The sequence below is a fragment of the Bacteroides bouchesdurhonensis genome (genome assembly GCF_900155865.1).
In the GTDB taxonomy this organism is placed as follows: domain Bacteria; phylum Bacteroidota; class Bacteroidia; order Bacteroidales; family Bacteroidaceae; genus Bacteroides; species Bacteroides bouchesdurhonensis.
In genome coordinates this window covers 4,988,569-5,006,650 of sequence record NZ_LT707006.1, presented here as the reverse complement: position 1 = coordinate 5,006,650, position 18,082 = coordinate 4,988,569, and the positions used below count along the sequence as shown (strand labels likewise).

Annotated in this window: 20 protein-coding genes; 10 read left to right on the top strand and 10 right to left on the bottom strand. The window is 39.4% G+C overall.

The annotated features are described in order from the left end of the window. Window positions 1-15: 15 nt before the first annotated feature. A complete protein-coding gene (locus tag CZ225_RS21565) occupies window positions 16-1,083 on the top strand; it encodes a BACON domain-containing protein (RefSeq protein ID WP_083714689.1) in 1,068 nt (355 codons plus the stop codon). Window positions 1,084-1,173: 90 nt separating this feature from the next. Here the strand turns inward: CZ225_RS21565 and CZ225_RS21560 are convergent, their stop codons facing one another. The 3 genes from CZ225_RS21560 to efp form a co-directional block, all read right to left on the bottom strand. Next, entirely contained in the window at window positions 1,174-1,749 is a 576-nt protein-coding gene (locus CZ225_RS21560; RefSeq protein WP_077155444.1) for a PepSY-associated TM helix domain-containing protein, read from the bottom strand. Then, the gene (locus CZ225_RS21555; protein WP_083714688.1) at window positions 1,733-2,260 is read right to left on the bottom strand and encodes a hypothetical protein; all 528 of its coding nucleotides are present in this window, start codon (window positions 2,258-2,260) and stop codon (window positions 1,733-1,735) included. Before CZ225_RS21555 ends, CZ225_RS21560 begins: the two co-directional genes overlap by 17 nt. An 85-nt stretch (window positions 2,261-2,345) precedes the next feature. Further along, window positions 2,346-2,912: an elongation factor P gene (gene efp, locus CZ225_RS21550; protein ID WP_025073941.1), complete on the bottom strand. Its 567-nt coding sequence runs from the start codon at window positions 2,910-2,912 to the stop codon at window positions 2,346-2,348. A 193-nt stretch (window positions 2,913-3,105) separates the two neighbouring features. Between efp and rpmH the strand changes: the two genes are divergently transcribed. From rpmH to CZ225_RS21515, 7 genes are all read left to right on the top strand, one after another. Further along, on the top strand, window positions 3,106-3,267 hold the full coding sequence (rpmH, locus tag CZ225_RS21545) for a 50S ribosomal protein L34 (RefSeq protein ID WP_025073940.1): 162 nt from the start codon (window positions 3,106-3,108) through the stop codon (window positions 3,265-3,267). A 430-nt stretch (window positions 3,268-3,697) separates the two neighbouring features. After that, a complete protein-coding gene (locus CZ225_RS21540; RefSeq protein WP_077155936.1) occupies window positions 3,698-4,342 on the top strand; it encodes a PASTA domain-containing protein in 645 nt (214 codons plus the stop codon). Window positions 4,343-4,367: 25 nt separating this feature from the next. Further along, a complete protein-coding gene (locus CZ225_RS21535) occupies window positions 4,368-5,441 on the top strand; it encodes an RluA family pseudouridine synthase (protein WP_129585844.1) in 1,074 nt (357 codons plus the stop codon). Continuing rightward, window positions 5,438-6,412 carry a D-alanine--D-alanine ligase gene (locus tag CZ225_RS21530; protein ID WP_077155443.1) on the top strand — a complete coding sequence of 325 codons (975 nt, stop codon included), beginning with the start codon at window positions 5,438-5,440 and terminating at the stop codon, window positions 6,410-6,412. Before CZ225_RS21535 ends, CZ225_RS21530 begins: the two co-directional genes overlap by 4 nt. A gap of 9 nt (window positions 6,413-6,421) precedes the next feature. Continuing rightward, window positions 6,422-7,570 carry an acyltransferase gene (locus CZ225_RS21525; protein ID WP_077155442.1) on the top strand — a complete coding sequence of 383 codons (1,149 nt, stop codon included), beginning with the start codon at window positions 6,422-6,424 and terminating at the stop codon, window positions 7,568-7,570. Further along, window positions 7,567-8,283, top strand: coding sequence for a NigD1/NigD2 family lipoprotein (locus tag CZ225_RS21520; RefSeq protein ID WP_077155441.1), 717 nt, complete (start codon window positions 7,567-7,569; stop codon window positions 8,281-8,283). Before CZ225_RS21525 ends, CZ225_RS21520 begins: the two co-directional genes overlap by 4 nt. A 14-nt stretch (window positions 8,284-8,297) precedes the next feature. After that, window positions 8,298-8,693 carry a rhodanese-like domain-containing protein gene (locus CZ225_RS21515; RefSeq protein WP_077155440.1) on the top strand — a complete coding sequence of 132 codons (396 nt, stop codon included), beginning with the start codon at window positions 8,298-8,300 and terminating at the stop codon, window positions 8,691-8,693. Between the two features lie 142 nt (window positions 8,694-8,835). On the opposite strand, the gene CZ225_RS21510 is transcribed toward CZ225_RS21515, so the two are convergent. The 4 genes from CZ225_RS21510 to CZ225_RS21495 form a co-directional block, all read right to left on the bottom strand. Beyond that, the gene (locus tag CZ225_RS21510; protein ID WP_077155439.1) at window positions 8,836-9,792 is read right to left on the bottom strand and encodes a Rossmann-fold NAD(P)-binding domain-containing protein; all 957 of its coding nucleotides are present in this window, start codon (window positions 9,790-9,792) and stop codon (window positions 8,836-8,838) included. A 68-nt stretch (window positions 9,793-9,860) separates the two neighbouring features. Beyond that, the gene (locus CZ225_RS21505) at window positions 9,861-11,114 is read right to left on the bottom strand and encodes a glutamate-5-semialdehyde dehydrogenase (RefSeq protein WP_077155438.1); all 1,254 of its coding nucleotides are present in this window, start codon (window positions 11,112-11,114) and stop codon (window positions 9,861-9,863) included. A gap of 95 nt (window positions 11,115-11,209) precedes the next feature. Then, the gene (locus CZ225_RS21500) at window positions 11,210-12,124 is read right to left on the bottom strand and encodes a DUF3137 domain-containing protein (RefSeq protein ID WP_077155437.1); all 915 of its coding nucleotides are present in this window, start codon (window positions 12,122-12,124) and stop codon (window positions 11,210-11,212) included. A 14-nt stretch (window positions 12,125-12,138) separates the two neighbouring features. Next, complete coding sequence (locus CZ225_RS21495) at window positions 12,139-12,693, bottom strand: LemA family protein (protein WP_077155436.1); 555 nt, start codon at window positions 12,691-12,693, stop codon at window positions 12,139-12,141. Between the two features lie 768 nt (window positions 12,694-13,461). Between CZ225_RS21495 and CZ225_RS21490 the strand changes: the two genes are divergently transcribed. Next, window positions 13,462-14,481, top strand: coding sequence for a YitT family protein (locus CZ225_RS21490; protein WP_234983089.1), 1,020 nt, complete (start codon window positions 13,462-13,464; stop codon window positions 14,479-14,481). Between the two features lie 135 nt (window positions 14,482-14,616). Here CZ225_RS21490 and proB read toward each other — a convergent pair whose 3' ends face one another. After that, window positions 14,617-15,699: a glutamate 5-kinase gene (gene proB / locus CZ225_RS21485; protein WP_077155435.1), complete on the bottom strand. Its 1,083-nt coding sequence runs from the start codon at window positions 15,697-15,699 to the stop codon at window positions 14,617-14,619. A 105-nt stretch (window positions 15,700-15,804) separates the two neighbouring features. On the opposite strand from proB, the gene CZ225_RS21480 reads away from it, so the two are divergent. Beyond that, complete coding sequence (locus tag CZ225_RS21480) at window positions 15,805-16,959, top strand: pyridoxal phosphate-dependent aminotransferase (protein WP_077155933.1); 1,155 nt, start codon at window positions 15,805-15,807, stop codon at window positions 16,957-16,959. On the opposite strand, the gene CZ225_RS21475 is transcribed toward CZ225_RS21480, so the two are convergent. Beyond that, window positions 16,925-17,158, bottom strand: coding sequence for a DUF2007-related protein (locus CZ225_RS21475; RefSeq protein WP_077155434.1), 234 nt, complete (start codon window positions 17,156-17,158; stop codon window positions 16,925-16,927). The two genes, CZ225_RS21480 and CZ225_RS21475, sit on opposite strands and share 35 nt — an antisense overlap. A gap of 74 nt (window positions 17,159-17,232) precedes the next feature. After that, a complete protein-coding gene (murI, locus tag CZ225_RS21470; protein WP_077155932.1) occupies window positions 17,233-18,075 on the bottom strand; it encodes a glutamate racemase in 843 nt (280 codons plus the stop codon). Between the last annotated feature and the right edge of the window lie 7 nt (window positions 18,076-18,082).

Here is an 18,082-nt window from a genome sequence, read left to right as displayed (position 1 = left end):
ATTAGAAGTAGAGTTATGAAAAAAATTATGAATTATTGGATGATTGCTGCAATGGCAGTAACATTAACAATGGGAGTTAGTAGTTGTTCTAGTGATGACGATGAAGAAGAAAATGCCCCTGTTACTTATGAATTGAAGATTGTTAATCAGGCTGATGCTAAGTTGGATGTTGATCCGGAGGCTTTGTCTGAGCAGGTAATCAAGATTCAGACGAATGCTGCACAGAAAGATTTGAGCTTGGAAAAGGTAAATGAGCAGTCATGGTGTACTGCCAGCGTGAAAAGCACAACCGAGATTACTGTGAAAGCAGGAGCTAATCCAAATACAACAGACCGTGAAGCTAAATTTAAGTTAGTAGCTGGTGCATCTTCTGTTACATTCTCTGTTACTCAGGCAGGAAAGAACTCTACAGGATGTACCTTATCAATAGAATCGAGTGATATTGATGAGCAATATGGTATGTATATGTATATGGGTGATAATTCCGGGAAAACTATTTCTTTGAAGATAAATACAACCGCTAGCCGTTGGAAAGCAGTGACTGCTGATATGATGGGAGAAGGTGATGGTTCAGATTGGATTCAGATCAAGAATCCACGTGGTAAGAACGGAGAAACGATGGAATTCTCTTTAGCACCTAATGTAGCTGGTGATGTACAATCCGGAACAATTACTATTTCTGCCGGTGATGCGGAAGAAATTGTTATCAATATTAATCAGATGGGTATGGCTCCGGCAACTTCTTATAAACTTTTCACGGACGATAAGAAGACCCAGGCATTTGCCAATGGAACCGCTTTAAGTTTAGAGGCTACCTATGCTACTGAATCAAAAGAACGCATTAAAACACTTTATGTAGAAACGGATGGAGGCTATATTGCACTTATATGTGAAACAGGTACCGATAATGAAGTTGAGGATGAAGATTCATGGTTAGGTGCAGGTGGTGACTTAGACCATCTACTTATTAATGTGAAGGAGGATAATACTACAGGTGCAGAACGCACATTGGATGTAGTGATTCTCGATTCAGATTGGGATGCAGAACTATTCCGTATTCCTGTGACCCAAAAAGCAAAATAAACATTGTAAATTGCTTTTAAATAGAAAAACGGTTATCTTGAATCAAGATAACCGTTTTTCTATTTAGAGATGAATTTGACGTGCTTCTAGTTATATGAACAAGAAAATCATAGGTATCAATATTCCTATAATCAACTCAATGCCCCCACGTCCAATAATGCCATTTTTACCTTTGTTCATAAACAATCCGGTGAGAGCAATGATAAGTAGTGATACGGCAAAAATATCAGAGAACCAAGTCCACCAACGAGCCGGATTATAATGTAGACGGCTAAACCAGCTAAGTATCGGCCGTTTTTTTACTGATTCATAAATAGCTTTTCCAGTATTCATATCTACTACTAAAGAAGAACCACCTTTTAAGAAAACCTTTAATTGTTGTTCACCAGAGTAGTAATGTTTCATATAAGCATTTTCTTCGTTGATCATTTTAAGGAAGCCAAGTGTCTGTTCCTTACTGACCTTTTCTGTTTGCGGGAAATTACCCTGAATTTGTAGCTCAGTTTTAGTAATTTTATAGTCAGCATTGAACGTTCGCTTATGATTCAACGCAATACCCGATACGGCATATACAATGATTACACCAGTAAATAAAAACGAAAGGTCCCGGTGGATAATCCGGAACCATTTACGTATTGTTGTAGGCAAGCTATTTTTCGATTTCATACTCAGAAGCAATAATATGGTACTGGCTATAGTAGTTCTTATTTTCTTTCTTTGTACGTTCTGCAATTTCAGCTCTGATTTGTTCAATCTGTTTCTTAAGCATAGCTACTGCTTCCGGGTTACCTCCATCAGGAGCTTTTAGACTTTCATCCAATCGTTGCTCCCAATTCGACAGGAAAGCCTCGTCTACACGTTCTTCCGCTATAGTAGCTTTCACACAAACATTATTGTTTAGCACCCCTTTGTCGAATGAGACCAGTTCTGTGTTAGCTTCTACATTTACAAACCGGGTAGTATCACTACCTAACAAAGTGATATGATTACTTCCATGTCCACATACATCTACACAAAAACCCTCTAACATAAAAGTGTCTCCGATAAGAGCGTCTTGTATGGTTAATATGCTATCAACAGAGTAAATTTCTTGAGCGGCTTCCTTGGGAGAAGAAGGTTTACAGGCAATAATAGAGATCAAACATAATAGCAAGACAGTGACATTTAAGATTTTCATAAGTCTGTTTTTTGTATTAGAAAATAAAAAGAGCAAAAAGTCCGACTTTCAAGTCAAGGCTTTTTGCTCTTTTAATATATGTATATTAAGCCTTAACGCGGCCTACATAAGAGCCGTCACGTGTATCGATTTCAATTGTTTCGCCTTCATTAATAAATAAAGGAACACGTACAGTTGCACCAGATTCTACAGTTGCAGGTTTCAGCGTGTTAGTTGCTGTATCTCCTTTTATACCCGGCTCAGTATAAGTAACCTTCATCTGAACCTTAATTGGCATATCTGCGTAAAGTACAGTCTCAGTTGAAGCATCGGAAACAACTTCCAATACTGCACCTTCAAGCAAGAAATCAACTCCGTTGATCAAATCATGAGCAATAGGATGTTGGTCGTATGTTTCTTGATTCATGAAGATATAGTCTTCTCCTTCTTTATATAAGAATTGGTAAGGACGACGTTCTACACGTACGTCTTCCAGTTTTTCACCGATGTTGAAACGGCGTTCGAGAACGTATCCGCTAACTACGTCTTTCAGTTTGGTACGCATGAAAGTGTTACCTTTACCCGGTTTTACATGTAGGAATTCGATACAGAAATAGAGCTTTCCGTCCATACGGATACAAGTTCCGTTTTTGATGTCTTGAGCATTAATCATACTGCTGTTTTCTTTTATTATATTATTGTTATTTAGTTGTCGCTATCCTAATTCGAGTGCAAAAGTAATCTAAATCAGTAAAAAACACAAAAACTTTTGAGCAAAAATGAGTTATCTCTTGGTTAATTTAAAAAAAGTGTCTATTTTTGCAGCCCGATTACGTGGAATAATAACATAAAAACAAGATACAGTAATGAAGAGAACATTTCAACCCTCTAACAGAAAGAGAAAAAACAAACACGGTTTCCGTGAGAGAATGGAATCGGCTAATGGTCGTAGAGTTTTAGCTGCTCGTCGTGCGAAAGGCAGAAAGAAACTGACTGTTTCTGACGAGTACAATGGCCAGAAGAAATAATAATTGTCAGCCATTTAAGGAAGCAAGAAAGGCAGAGTTGATTAAAACTCTGCCTTTCTTGCTTTTTTTTATAAGTCTTGTAACTCCTATGAAAAGGGAGTTTACGGAAGAATGTGAATGTAAACTCAGGCTTTTTCTTGCTTAATTTACTATGTTAAAAAGCATTATTCTGTTTTAAATATCTTTCTTTTTACCTTCCTTTGCAAAAAATATAGAGTGATACAAAGTGATCTGATAATCTTAAAAAGATATCAGGAAACTATATAAAGGAATTTAGGGTTGTTGAAATCTATAGGAGTGGGGATTATAGTTGCAACAATTGTGGCGGTGATAAGTGTCCTTGCGTTTCGAGGAAGGACATTTTCATCGCTTTCTTTTTAAAAATTCAACTTATTTGTCGTATCTTTGGCGCAGATTAACAGCAATGCGTATGACAATTAAAGAATTCTTTTCTTTTAAAACAAATAAATACTTCTGGCTGAATATCATTGGCATGGTTGTGGTAGTGATATTGCTATTATTGGGTGTGATGAAGTGGCTCGATACTTATACACGCCACGGTGAGGCTGTTGTTGTTCCGGATGTGAAAGGAATGACTGTAGAGGAGGCATCAAAGATGTTCCGTAACAATGGGTTGGTATGCGTTGTGTCGGACTCTACTTATGTGAAAAACAAGCCTGCTGGTATCATTCTTGAGCTAAATCCGGGAGTCGGACAGAAAGTAAAAGAAGGACGTATAATCTATTTAACTATTAATACTCTTAATATTCCGCTGCGTCCAGTTCCGAATGTGGCAGATAATAGTTCTCTTCGCCAAGCTCAGGCTAAAGTATTAGCTTCTGGTTTTAAGTTGAATGAACCGGAAATGATGAGTGGTGAAAAAGATTGGGTTTATGGTGTAAAATATAAGGGTCGTTTGTTGTCCGCAGGAGAAGAAATACCTTTAGGTGCTTCTTTGACGTTGATGGTAGGAAACGGAACGGAGGATATATTGGAAGATGACTCATTGGAAAGTGATGTAACAGAACCTGTTACGTCAGAATCGTCATCTACTCAGGATGATAGCTGGTTTTGAATGTAAACAACTGAAATAAGCTCGCATGATAGAGGAAGAACTTCCGGATGGATTGGAGAATGACTTGGATGATATAGAACCAGTCGGTGATGAGGCCCAACTTTATGAGCACTTTCGTGTGGTCGTAGATAAGGGACAGGCGATGGTAAGAGTAGATAAATATCTGTTCGAACGTATTGTCAATGCTTCGCGTAACCGTATTCAGAAAGCTGCCGAAAACGGATTTGTCATGGCTAACGGTAAACCGGTAAAGAGTAGCTATAAAGTGAAGCCTCTTGATGTCATCACTGTGATGATGGATCGTCCGCGTTATGAGAATGAGATTATTCCAGAAGATATTCCCCTTACTATTGTTTATGAAGATCCCTATGTCATGGTGGTAAATAAGCCTGCCGGTTTGGTTGTACACCCCGGGCACGGAAATTACCATGGCACTTTGGTGAATGCATTGGCATGGCACTTGAAAGATGTGCCTGACTATGATGCCAATGATCCGCATGTCGGATTGGTTCACCGAATTGACAAAAATACTTCCGGCTTATTGGTCATTGCCAAAACACCGGATGCTAAAACAAATTTGGGTCTTCAATTCTATAATAAAACGACCAAACGCAAGTATCGTGCGTTGGTATGGGGAAATGTCGAAAAAGATGAAGGAACGATTGTCGGTAATATTGCCCGTAATCCGAAAGACCGGATGCAGATGGCTGTAATGTCCGATCCCGCTGTGGGGAAACATGCGGTAACTCATTATCGTGTGTTGGAGCGGTTGGGATATGTAACTTTAGTAGAATGTGTGCTTGAGACAGGGCGTACACATCAGATTCGTGTCCATATGAAGCATATAGGGCATGTTTTATTTAATGACGAACGCTATGGCGGTCACGAGATATTAAAAGGTACTCACTTTAGTAAGTACAAACAATTTGTAAATAATTGCTTTGACACTTGTCCCCGACAAGCTTTGCATGCAATGACGTTGGGGTTTGTTCATCCCGTCACAGGTAAAGAACTGTTTTTTACTTCTGAACTTCCGGATGACATGACTCAACTTATCGATAAGTGGAGAAGCTATATAAGTAATAGAGATATAGAATGAAACGCACAATTGCTATCGTAGCCGGAGGAGATACCTCCGAATTTCATGTATCCCTGCGTAGTGCACAGGGAATCTATTCCTTTATTGATAAGGAAAAGTATACACTGTATATCGTTGAGATGCAAGGACTCCGTTGGGAAGTCCAGTTGCCGGATGGTACGAAAGTACCTGTAGACCGCAATGATTTCAGTTTTATGCTAGGGATGGAAAAGATAAAATTTGATTTTGCCTATATAACTATTCATGGAACTCCGGGAGAGGATGGACGTCTTCAGGGATATTTTGATATGCTGCACATTCCATATTCCTGTTGTGGAGTATTGGCTGCTGCTATCACTTATGATAAGTTCACATGTGGTCAGTATCTGAAAGCATTTGGCGTACGTATCGCCGAATCATTGCTTTTACGTATGGGACAATCCATTTCCGATGAAGATGTATTGGATAAGATCGGCTTACCTTGTTTTATTAAACCGAGTTTGGGAGGATCAAGTTTCGGAGTAACGAAGGTGAAGACTAAAGAACAAATACAACCTGCCATAGCTAAAGCTTTTGAAGAGGCTCAGGAAGTTTTAGTGGAAGCTTTTATGGACGGAACGGAACTGACATGCGGTTGTTATAAAACAAAAGACAAAACAGTAGTCTTTCCGCCCACAGAGGTTGTAACTCATAACGAGTTTTTTGATTATGATGCGAAATACAATGGTCAAGTGGATGAAATAACTCCGGCACGCATTTCGGATGAATTGACGAATCGGGTGCAGTTGCTCACCTCGGCTATTTATGATATATTAGGTTGTTCCGGTATTATTCGTGTGGATTATATCGTAACTGCCGGAGAAAAAATTAATCTTCTGGAGGTAAATACGACTCCGGGAATGACTGCTACCAGTTTTATTCCCCAGCAAGTACGTGCTGCCGGTCTGGAAATAAAAGATGTGATGACTGATATTATCGAAAATAAATTTTAATTCCTTGCTATGGATATAACAGAGTTTAATGAGATTCGTCCTTATTATGATGAGGAACTTCCTCAAATTCTGGAGGAACTGATTGCTGATCAAGCTTTTCAGAAAGCAGCCTGTAGCGCAATTCCGAATGTTCCTTTTGAACTTCTGGCACAAAAAATACGTACATGCAAGACCAAACTGGATTTCCAGAAAACATTTTGTTATGGTATTTTGTGGAAGATAGCTCAGGAACATACTGATAGTCTGACTTTAGATCATACGGCTTTGCCGAATAAAGAAAAGGCTTACACTTATATGTCCAATCATCGGGATATAATTCTGGATTCCGGTTTTCTTTCTATCTTGCTGGTCGATGAAGGAATGGATACGGTTGAGATAGCTATTGGAGATAATTTGCTCATTTATCCTTGGATTAAGAAGTTGGTGCGGGTTAATAAATCATTTATTGTACAACGCGCATTAACTATGCGTCAAATGTTGGAGTCCTCAGCCCGTATGTCTCGTTATATGCACTATACTATTGCTGAGAAAAACCAGTCTATTTGGATAGCTCAACGTGAAGGGCGTGCCAAAGATTCAAATGACCGTACACAAGATAGTGTGTTGAAAATGTTGGCGATGGGAGGAGAAGGTGATTTGGTAGAACGTCTGATGGAAATGAATATTGCACCTCTTGCTATTTCCTACGAATACGATCCTTGCGACTTTCTTAAAGCTCAGGAATTTCAACTGAAGAGAGATGTAGAAGGATATAAGAAAACGACACAAGATGATCTGATTAATATGGAAACAGGACTTTTCGGATATAAAGGAAGAGTACATTTCCAGATGGCACCTTGTATTAACGACAAGTTGGAACAGTTGGATCGCTCATTGCCTAAACCGGATTTGTTTGCTAGAGTTTCTGCTTGCATTGATCAGCGGATTCATTCTAATTATCGGATGTATCCAGGCAATTATATAGCTTATGACTGGTTGAAGGGTAAGGCAGAGTTTGAGCAAAATTATACACAAGAAGAAAAGCAGCATTTCATTGATTACGTTGAGCAACAATTGGAAAAAATAAAGATTCCTAATAAAGATGTGGACTTTTTGCGTGAAAAGTTGTTATTAATGTATGCTAATCCTTTAATAAACTATTTAGCTGCACGCCAATGAAAAGAAACAAACTACATTCTATTTGGTTGATGGGACTGCTTTTGTTAGTAGCTGCTTGTGGAGATGACGAATATTATTATCCTTCTGTGAAGTTGGAGTTTGTCACAGTGAAATCAGGGACGGATGGTAAATTGCAAACACTTCTTCCAGATAAAGGGGATGAAATGCTTGTATCAAAAGACCGTACCAACTCTACCATGTCTCCTAATGATTCGAAGCGTGTATTGGCTAATTATGAAGTGTTTTCTTCCAATGGTATTTCTTCTGCCACCATATATTCTTTGCAATCTCTGATAACCTTGACACCTAAGTTGAAAGGAGAACAGGGTTATGGAGAACTTACAAAAACGGATCCGGTAGATGTAGTGAGTATTTGGATGGGAAGAGACTATCTGAATATGATTCTGAGTCTGAAAGTAAAAGGAGATGCGAAGCATGTTTTTGATCTTTTAGGGGAAATACAAGAAGAGTCGGAAAATGGCGAGCAGGTTGTTGTATTATCTCTATATCATGATGCGCAGGGAGATGCGCAATATTATAACCGGAGAGCTTATATTTCAGTTCCTCTAACCAAGTTGGTTGGAAAACCAGATCAAATAGTCCGTATAAAGTTTAAATATTATACCTCTGATAAAGATGGTAATATGATCGAATCGGACAAATATTGTAATCCGGATTTTGAAGGATTTGAATACATTCCGAGTTCAAATTGAGTAATGAAATATCTATGTTAAAAGCGAATCAATTAGTTGTGGGAATTTTGTTGTTTCTTTCTTCTCTTTTCTCCTGTCAGCAACAGAGAGGAGATTTCAAGTCAATGAATGTGGATGAGTTTGATGCATGCATTCAGGATGAAAATGTGCAGCGTTTAGATGTCCGTACCTTGGCAGAGTATTCCGAAGGACATATTGCTAAAACTATCAATATTAATGTCCTTGATGATTCTTTTGCCACCATGGCTGATTCCTTACTTCAAAAAGATAAACCGGTAGCATTATATTGCCGTAGTGGCAAGCGGAGTAGAAAGGCTGCAAAGATACTTAGCAAAAAAGGATATAAAGTTTTTGATTTATATAAAGGATTCAATGCTTGGCAAGATGCGGGAAAAAATATAGAACAATAAGAAAATAGAAAATTGTGAATATTGAAGTTTTATAGGTTCGATGCAAAGAGTATGTGACCTGAATAGCTTATAAATAGTAAACGGTGAACAATAAAGGTCCGGAACATTCATTATCCACCGTTTGACATCTTATTGATGATATTTATTTCAATCCTTCTAACAGTCTCTTTAAGACAACAGTTGCTGAAATTTCCCGATTGGCAGCTTCTGGAATAACAATAGATTGAGGGCTCTCAATCACATCATCCGTAACAATCATATTTCTGCGAACAGGAAGGCAATGCATGAAGTAAGCATTGTTGGTAACTGCCATTTGTCGGTCACTAACTGTCCATGCACGGTCTTTGCTTAAAATCTGCCCATAATTATCACCTGTATATGCCGCCCAGTTTTTGGCATATACAAAGTCAGCTCCTTCGAAAGCTTTCATCTGGTCGTATTCTACTTTTGCATTTCCTACAAATGCAGGGTCGAGTTCATATCCTTCCGGGTGAGTAATCACAAAATCATAGTCAGTTGCGTTCATCCACTCTGCGAAAGAGTTGGGAACAGCCTGTGGCAGTGGGCGTGGATGAGGTGCCCATGTCATAACCACTTTAGGTCGCGCTGTCTTTTTGTATTCTTCGATAGTAATCAAATCGGCGAAACTCTGAAGTGGGTGGCGAGTCGCAGCTTCCATCGAGAATACCGGACGACCGGAGTATTGGATGAACTGGTTGAGAATCGTTTCTTTATAATCAAAGTCACGGTCTTCGAAACGTGCGAAAGATCTTACTCCGATCAGATCACAGTAGCATCCCATTACAGGAATAGCTTCTAAAAGATGTTCAGGCTTGTCGCCATCCATGATCACGCCGCGTTCTGTTTCCAGTTTCCACGCCCCCTGGTTGATATCCAGCACCATAACATTCATTCCTAGATTGAGGGCAGCTTTCTGTGTGCTGAGCCGGGTGCGTAAACTAGAGTTGAAGAAGATCATCATCAATGTTTTATTACGCCCCAATTCTACATATTTGAAACGGTCTTTTTTGATTTCGAATGCTTCTGCAAGAGCGGATTTTAAATCGCCGATGTCCTGTACACAAGTAAATTTCTTCATGTTTCTCTATAATTAATCGTTATTGTTCCATTGTTCTCTTATAGTATATATCCATTTATAGGGGCGTTTCACCATCTGGTTTGTCCCTCTCCTTCAATGATCCATTTATAAGAGGTGATTTCTTCTAATCCCATCGGGCCGCGGGCATGTAGCTTTTGAGTACTGATGCCGATCTCTGCTCCTAATCCGAATTGTCCACCATCAGTGAAAGCAGTCGATACATTCCTATATACGCAAGCAGCATCTACTATTCGGGTAAACAAGGTGGCTCGTTCTTTGTTTTCCGTCACGATGCATTCGCTATGTTTAGAACTATATTCTTGGATATGTCCTAATGCATTTTCAAAACTATCAACAGTCTTTATGGCTAATTTATAATCCAGAAATTCGGTGCCAAAGCTTTCATGGGTCGCAGCTTGCAAAAGTTCAGCCGGATAATGATTTGCCAGTGCCTGATAGGCTTGCGGGTCTGCATAGATAATTACTTGGCTGTCTTTTAACTTCTCACATAAAAGTGGCAAGTCTGCAAGTCTGTTTTTATGTATAATAAGACAGTCCAACGCATTACATACACTGACGCGGCGGGTTTTTGCATTATGGATGATAGCTGCTCCTTTGCTTGTGTCTCCGAATTCATCAAAATAAGTATGGCAAATGCCTGCACCGGTTTCGATGACAGGAATGCTTGCATTGGTACGGACAAAATTGATTAAGCTACTGCTACCTCTGGGTATAATCAGATCCACATACCCCACTGCATGTAGCAGTTCACTTGTTGCCTCCCTGTCGGCAGGAAGCAATTCTACGATATGGGGATTGATATTGAATTTCTTCAATACTTTGTGGATGACGCTGATAATAGCCCGGTTAGAATAATCAGCATCACTTCCTCCTTTTAGTATACAAGCATTTCCACTTTTCAAACAAAGAGAGAAAACGTCGAAACTAACATTTGGACGAGCTTCATAAATAATTCCTATTACTCCGAAAGGGACGCTCACTTTAGATAGTTTCATTCCATTAGGGCGAATTGTTTCTTTCAGTATCCTTCCTAGAGGAGAGGGAAGAGTCGCCACATTACGTATGTCGGTAGCAATGCTTTTCAAACGTTCTTCTGTCAGCTTCAGTCGATCATATTTGGGATCTTTCACGTCCATGCGTGCCAGGTCCTTTTCATTTTCAGCCAGAATCAACGATGTTTCACTTATTGCTGCATCCGCTACTGCATTTAATATCTGGTTGATTTTCTCATCACTCAGTAAGGCCAATTCCCGACTGGCTGCTTGTACAGCAGCAAAGGTCTTGTTTAAATTTGTAGTCATTTGCTCCCTTTTTGCGTTAAATAGAAAGATAAATAGTGCAAATATAGTGAATCATGTGAATAAAACTTGCTGAAATTTGAAATAAATGTATCACTTTATTCTTTTGTCCAGATTCTGAGATTCAGATTCAACTCGTCTACAATCTGTACCAGTTCGCTGACAGTCTGGAATTCCGATTCCAGGTTCTCGCGGGTTAATGGGCTCCATAGGCTGGTTTCGAAATGATTTTGGGAGTCTGGGATAGCGATATATACATTGGAATTCCGGAAACTGATAGTTATTCCATCCCCCAATCGCCGATTCATCGTTACTAAACGCTCCATCATTGAAGTAGACAAGATGTAACGTGCTTCAATCTCGTCGGTAGAGTAGGTGTCGAAGCAATGTTCAAATTCGTTGTTCTCTAGTTTTACCCGCTTCTCACTGCCAAAGCGGAACTTGAACCATGAATTCCGGTAAAGTATCGTTTGTCCGGCAAAGTCTTTATGAAAGTCGGCGATAAATAAAAAGCCTTTGAAAATATCAGTCCAATACTCTTTTGTTCCATTTTTAGATGTTTGTACATGTCTTTCCTCTGCGTGTACTTCAGAAAAACATATATCTGTTTTGTCTACCCGTCCTGAGATGAAATCTTCAGCTGAATAACGATCCGGTGTGGGAAAGAGCTTACAGGAACGAAATGTTTCTTCTGATATTCCCATGTCCGGTTCATAATGTGCACCGGGAAGCACATTTTCAAGAATAAGTGGAACGATCTCTTTTTTATAGTATCCGGTAAGTTCTTTCGATTGTGCATTGGCTATTACTCCTCCGATAATTAAAGCAATGACCGCGATGATCCAAAACATATTTCCCAATGAGGGGAGGAATAAAAGTCCGATGGCTAGGATAATTCCGGCTGTTATACCTCCATTTCGGATTCCTTTTGATTTTAGTATTTTGCGTTTGGTTTCAAAAGTAACGATGTGTGGTTCTAGCTGGCTATAGACTGTATTGAATGAAATTGCCATAGTTGACGATTAAATTAAGATTGAAATGTGTTTCCGATGGTGGGATTTGCCCGTTCTTCTGCCGGTATGGAAAAAAGAGTTCTGGGTGTGAATCCGAACATCCCGGCAATCATATTGGACGGGAAAGTCATCACTGTGTTATTAAAGTCTGTTACGTTGGCATTGTAAGTTCTTCTTGCAGCCGACAGTTGTTCTTCGACTTCGTTCAGTGTACGTTGCAGATGCATAAAGTTGTCAGAAGCCTTCAACTCCGGATAGCTTTCGGCTACGGCAATGAAACGGTGGCTTGCTTGTGTAAAAACTTCGTCGAAGTTTGCTTTGTCGTCATTGTTCAGCTGTTCATATCCTTTAGAACGCAGCTCGGCTATGCGTGCGAAAATGGTCTCTTCGTGTTTGGCATATTGCTTCACTGTGGCAACGATATTGGGGATTAAATCAAATCTTTTTTTTAGCATTACATCAATGCTTCCGAAGGCATTTTCAATACTATTCCGTTTTCTGACCAATGTGTTATAAACGCCAATTATAAATAGTAGACAGATGGCTACAATGATTCCTAAGATAACCATAAATAGTGTGTACTTTGTGAATTCGACAATTAGATTAATTATTTGATGTAGAATAGAAGTATGTTTCCTCTACTCTGAACGCAAAGATAAAGTAATTGATTGATAAAACAGAGGGGTGTAAGGGATTAATCTGTTTCTTGCAATAGATTAGTTCTTCTTTTCCTATAACAAACTTTATTCTCTTTAATAGTAAAGTTGTTTTTTATTGATTATAATCTATAAACAGAACTTGCATTTATACAAACGCAAGTTCTGTTTATATGAATGCAAGTTTCATTTATATAAACGCAACTTCCGTTTATAGTTTATTTCTAATAAAGAATAATTTCTCTATCGGAGGAAAAGAAGTTAGGTATTAAAGAACAAAAAGTTTGTTAGTAGTGAAATGTATGTTTGCTATTAAGGGGTTTAAAAATTATCTGCCAGCCATCAAACGAAGAGGATAATGGCAGGAATCGGCAAAGGTGATAGGTGATAGAGAAGGTGATAGGTTGATTCTCGACCTATCACCTCTTGAAAGTGCGATGAATAGGGGGATACAGAAGATTGGTGATAGGTTGATAGAGAAAATGATGTTTTTTTGTTATGAGGTGATTTAAAATGATGCGGAAATATATGAAAAGTAGTTGAGCAAGGTATCTTTCTGATAGACTGCCTGATTATCTAGGTTGCACCTCCGAAAAATAAGAGATAACTTACAAAGCAATGGTAAAGAAAGGATGGTTAGTAAAGTTTTTCGTATATTTGCTGCATAAAAATAGAAACTGAATGATGGATATGGAAAAATTATCTTATAAATTGAAGCAATATTGTAAGCCTGCTACTCACTTTGACTGGTGGGTTTCGTGGGCAGGTGTTTTGATAGGCTGTACTATTTTGGCGGCAGGTTTTGTGTTTTTTATCAATCCTTATAACATTGTGCCGGGAGGGGTGTATGGAGCTAGTATCGTTCTTCACAATTTATTTCCCTCCATTCAGGTGGGAACATTCGGCTATATGTTCGATGTACCGCTTTTAATTCTCTCGGTCATACTGTTGGGGGCTAAGTTGGGTTCCCGTACATTGGTTGCTGCATTGATTACCCCTTTACTGATGAATGTAATGTCTCGTTGGGCTTATCCCACACAAGAGGCACTCCAACAACTTGATCCGACGAAACTCCTTGGTGGTGCTATGGATATGACAAGTCATCTGATGCTGACTTGTATTATCGGCGCGGCGATTATTGGCGTCGGTAGTGGTCTTGTTGTACGCAACCAGGCAACCACTGGGGGAAGTGATATTATTGCGATGATATTACAGAAATATTTTCATATCCGTTTCTCAAATGCCATCCTGTTCGTTGATGCTGTAGTTGTTTGTTTCGGTCTGTTGGTTATCGGGTTTGGTGTGGGTAATGCAGATGATACGAGCCAGCCTTCATGGTATTTGTCTCTCTATTCGCTGATTTCCATTTTTGTTATCTCAAGAGTGGTGGCTTATGTCATTAATGGTGCAAAAGATGATAAACTGTTGTTTGTTATCAGTGACAAAGAAATGACCGAATTGCATCGTTTCATTCTCAAAGATCTGGATCGTACAGCTACTTGTATTAAAAGTAGCGGGCTCTACACTGGGGCAGAAAAAGAAATGCTTTTTTTGGTCGTTAGCCATAAAGAAGTAACCAGTGTGAAGCATAAAATCAAAGAAGCCGATCCGCGTGCTTTTGTTGTAGTGACCGACGCTTATGATACGTTTGGTGAAGGTTGGAAACAACTTCCTTCAAAGGATGAGCTGCAACCGGAATAAATGTGGAAGTCTGCTGATTGGAGTGAAATGAATGAAAAGTGTGAACATGAAAAAATAGGATGCTTTTGAAATAGATGGTTCGCCGGCAACTCAATTTATTGGATAGCTGGTACTATGAATCTTGATTATGATGAGCTACTCTATATATAAGTAGTCATAATGTACTACTGCCTTTTTCCCATGTTTTCCAATAGCCTCCCGTGCCTGCGTGGAATCGCAATTTGCTTTTCCAACCCCTATTTGTTTTCCTTGGTTATCAAGGATACGCACAATGTCGTCTCTTTCAAATTCTCCTTCAATGCGTGTGATGCCTACAGGAAGAATGCTGACAGCTTTCTCTGAGTTCAGTACTTTTGTCGCACAGTCATTAATATGGATTTCTCCTTTTGCGAATCCTTCGCTATGTGCGATCCACTTTTTGACACTGGATACCGGTTCGCCGGAGGGAACAAAGCGTGTACAAAGTGTCTCGTCAGGATGTTGGAGCAGGTCTACTAGAATATTGTCACGCTTTCCATTAGCAATGATTACTGTAATTCCTTCATCAGCTACTTTCCGGGCGATGTTCGTTTTAGTTAGCATGCCCCCTCTTCCAAAATTGGATTTAGAGGTCTGGATATAGTTGGATAGATCTTTGCCATGACCTATCTCGCGGATGACGGATGATTGGGGATCTGCCGGAGAGCCATTATAAATTCCGTCAATATTACTGAGGATGATAAGTGCTTGCGTGTTCATCATAGAAGCAATCAGCCCTGATAATTCGTCATTGTCAGTGAACATAAGCTCGCTTACCGAAATGGTATCATTCTCATTGACAATTGGGATTACGCCATTCTCGAGCATCACTGTCATACAGTTTTTTTGGTTCAGGTAATGGCGGCGAGTACCAAAACTTTCTTTGGTGGTCAATACCTGACCAACAGGAATGCCATGTTCCCGAAAGAGTTCGTAGTAACGGTTGATTAGCTTTGCCTGACCTACAGCTGAGAATAGCTGTCGTTGATCTACACTATCGAGCTTCTTTTGAGGATGTATTTCACTTCGTCCTGAGGCTACTGCTCCCGAAGAAATGAGAATAATCTCTACCCCGGCTTTATGTAATTCTGCAATCTGATCGACAAGAGCCGACATGCGGGTAACATCTAATGTCCCATCCCGACGTGCCAATACATTACTACCTACTTTTACTGCAATCCGTGCAAATTCTTGTTTCATCCTAACTAACGTTTTGAAAGCACAAATATAGAACTTTTTGCCGATATGTTACGAAAACAGGCTGGAAAGAATTATCTTTGTCGCTCAAAAGACAAAAGAATCACAATGAAACATTTCAATCCTCAAGTAGAACAAATGACCTCCTTTATTGTAATGGATGTATTGGAGAGAGCAAATGAATTACAAAAACAAGGCATTGATATTATTCACCTTGAAGTAGGAGAACCTGATTTTGATGTACCATCTTGTGTAGCTGAAGCTGCAAAGACTGCTTATGATCAACATCTCACTCACTACACGCATTCTTTAGGGGATCCCGTATTACGTCAGGAAATAGCAGCTTTTTATCGACGGGAATATGGGGTGACAGTCGATCCTGATTGTATCGTTGTAACTTCTGGTTCTTCGCCGTCTATTCTTTTGGCACTAATGCTACTTTGTGATACAGATAGTGAGGTCATACTTTCCAATCCGGGATACGCATGTTATCGTAATTTTGTTTTAGCAGCTCAGGCAAATCCGGTATTGGTCCCGTTGTCTGAAGAAAAAGGATTGCAATATGACATAGAGGCTATCCGTAAATGTGTGAGTTCACGTACTGCGGCAATATTTATAAATTCTCCAATGAATCCGACAGGGATGTTGCTGGACGAAAGTTTTATGAGAAAAATTGCAGCATTGGGAATTCCTGTAATTTCTGACGAGATCTATCATGGGTTGGTATATGAAGGACGTGCACATAGTATTCTTGAATATACCGATCAGGCTTTTGTCTTAAATGGATTCTCAAAACGATTTGCAATGACAGGCCTAAGGTTGGGTTATTTGATAGCACCAAAATCCTGTATGCCTGCTTTACAGAAATTGCAGCAAAATTTATTTATATGTGCCTCCAGTGTCGCTCAACAAGCTGGAATAGCAGCATTGAGGCAGGCTGAACCGGATGTAGAACGGATGAAGGAGATTTATGATGAGCGTCGCCGATACATGATTTCCCGTCTGCGTGAAATAGGCTTTGAAATAAAGGTTGAGCCTCAGGGTGCTTTTTATGTTTTTGCCGATGCACGTAAATTTACGACAGACTCATATCGTTTTGCTTTCGATGTTCTTGAGTCTGCACACGTCGGCATTACCCCCGGTGTTGATTTTGGTACGGGAGGTGAAGGATATGTACGTTTCTCCTATGCAAATTCATTGGAGAATATCAAAGAAGGTTTGGATCGAATTAGTCGGTACCTTGCTCGTCACGATTCTTTATAAGCTCTGTAGCTGCTTCATATTCGTCTTCAGTAACAAGAACTGAAACAGCAGGAGCTATATAAGGAGCCAATGTTCCCATAATACCGTCCTTAACAACGCAACGAATATCATTGCTTTCCAATAGACCTTTGATAATTTCAGCTTCCCAAGGAGAACCAGAGAATACTTCTACTGACTTGCTGTAATCTTCTTCTTTCATAATTGTGAGTATTAAGTGTTACTGTCTTACAAATATAACAAAAAAGATGAATGAATGGATTTATTTTTACTTGTTTATTCTAATGAAATTCGTTGAACCTCGATAGGACGGTTCAGGAAGGTGGTAGCCGATTCGATAAATTTCTCTTCTGCTTCTGTTGTATAAAACCGGCAGTTACCGTTTTGGGTGCATTTTGCATCCATTTCCGGGTGTCTTTTTAAATAATCCTTGAGACTGCTGGCTACATATTCTCCTTGAGGGATTACATGAATCTGTTCGGGCACATACTTCCGTATTTTGGGAAATAAAATTGGATAATGGGTACAACCTAGAATTATAGTATCGATCTGGGAATCCTTTTGCAATAGTTGATCTATATATTTTTGGATAAAATAGTCTGCTCCTACATCTTGCGCTTCATTGTTTTCAACCAGTGGTACCCACATGGGGCAAGCCAGTCCGTTTACATGGATATCCGGAAATAGTTTGTGTATCTCTAATGGATAAGATTCGGATTTTATAGTACCTGCTGTCGCCAGTATACCGATATGTCGGCTTTGAGTAATATTGCCTATACATTCTGCTGTCGGTCGGATTACCCCCAGAACACGCCGTTCTGTATCAATGTTCGGAAGATCATTTATTTGTATACTTCGAAGGGCTTTAGCAGAGGCTGTATTACAAGCTAATATAACCAAATGGCATCCCATCTCAAATAGTTTATTAACGGCCTGTAACGTAAATTCATATACAATCTCAAAAGAACGGCTGCCATAGGGAGCACGTGCATTATCTCCTAAATAAATATAATCATATTCAGGTAGAACCTCTCTTATTTTGTTAAGGATAGTAAGACCACCGTATCCGGAGTCGAATATTCCGATTGGACCTGGTGTATGAGATAGATGTTCTTTCATGACAAAC

Excerpts from the sequence above, each read along its gene's own strand:
- CZ225_RS21540 (WP_077155936.1), top strand. The coding sequence starts at position 3,698 with ATGACAATTAAAGAATTCTTTTCTTTTAAAACAAATAAATACTTCTGG.
- CZ225_RS21525 (WP_077155442.1), top strand. The coding sequence starts at position 6,422 with ATGGATATAACAGAGTTTAATGAGATTCGTCCTTATTATGATGAGGAA.
- CZ225_RS21520 (WP_077155441.1), top strand. The coding sequence starts at position 7,567 with ATGAAAAGAAACAAACTACATTCTATTTGGTTGATGGGACTGCTTTTG.
- CZ225_RS21555 (WP_083714688.1), bottom strand. The coding sequence starts at position 2,260 with ATGAAAATCTTAAATGTCACTGTCTTGCTATTATGTTTGATCTCTATT.
- CZ225_RS21500 (WP_077155437.1), bottom strand. The coding sequence starts at position 12,124 with ATGGCAATTTCATTCAATACAGTCTATAGCCAGCTAGAACCACACATC.
- CZ225_RS21535 (WP_129585844.1), top strand. The coding sequence starts at position 4,368 with ATGATAGAGGAAGAACTTCCGGATGGATTGGAGAATGACTTGGATGAT.
- CZ225_RS21475 (WP_077155434.1), bottom strand. The coding sequence starts at position 17,158 with ATGAAAGAAGAAGATTACAGCAAGTCAGTAGAAGTATTCTCTGGTTCT.
- CZ225_RS21505 (WP_077155438.1), bottom strand. The coding sequence starts at position 11,114 with ATGACTACAAATTTAAACAAGACCTTTGCTGCTGTACAAGCAGCCAGT.
- CZ225_RS21490 (WP_234983089.1), top strand. The coding sequence starts at position 13,462 with ATGATGGATATGGAAAAATTATCTTATAAATTGAAGCAATATTGTAAG.
- CZ225_RS21510 (WP_077155439.1), bottom strand. The coding sequence starts at position 9,792 with ATGAAGAAATTTACTTGTGTACAGGACATCGGCGATTTAAAATCCGCT.
- rpmH (WP_025073940.1), top strand. The coding sequence starts at position 3,106 with ATGAAGAGAACATTTCAACCCTCTAACAGAAAGAGAAAAAACAAACAC.
- efp (WP_025073941.1), bottom strand. The coding sequence starts at position 2,912 with ATGATTAATGCTCAAGACATCAAAAACGGAACTTGTATCCGTATGGAC.
- proB (WP_077155435.1), bottom strand. The coding sequence starts at position 15,699 with ATGAAACAAGAATTTGCACGGATTGCAGTAAAAGTAGGTAGTAATGTA.
- CZ225_RS21565 (WP_083714689.1), top strand. The coding sequence starts at position 16 with ATGAAAAAAATTATGAATTATTGGATGATTGCTGCAATGGCAGTAACA.
- CZ225_RS21515 (WP_077155440.1), top strand. The coding sequence starts at position 8,298 with ATGTTAAAAGCGAATCAATTAGTTGTGGGAATTTTGTTGTTTCTTTCT.
- CZ225_RS21560 (WP_077155444.1), bottom strand. The coding sequence starts at position 1,749 with ATGAAATCGAAAAATAGCTTGCCTACAACAATACGTAAATGGTTCCGG.
- CZ225_RS21530 (WP_077155443.1), top strand. The coding sequence starts at position 5,438 with ATGAAACGCACAATTGCTATCGTAGCCGGAGGAGATACCTCCGAATTT.
- murI (WP_077155932.1), bottom strand. The coding sequence starts at position 18,075 with ATGAAAGAACATCTATCTCATACACCAGGTCCAATCGGAATATTCGAC.
- CZ225_RS21480 (WP_077155933.1), top strand. The coding sequence starts at position 15,805 with ATGAAACATTTCAATCCTCAAGTAGAACAAATGACCTCCTTTATTGTA.
- CZ225_RS21495 (WP_077155436.1), bottom strand. The coding sequence starts at position 12,693 with ATGGTTATCTTAGGAATCATTGTAGCCATCTGTCTACTATTTATAATT.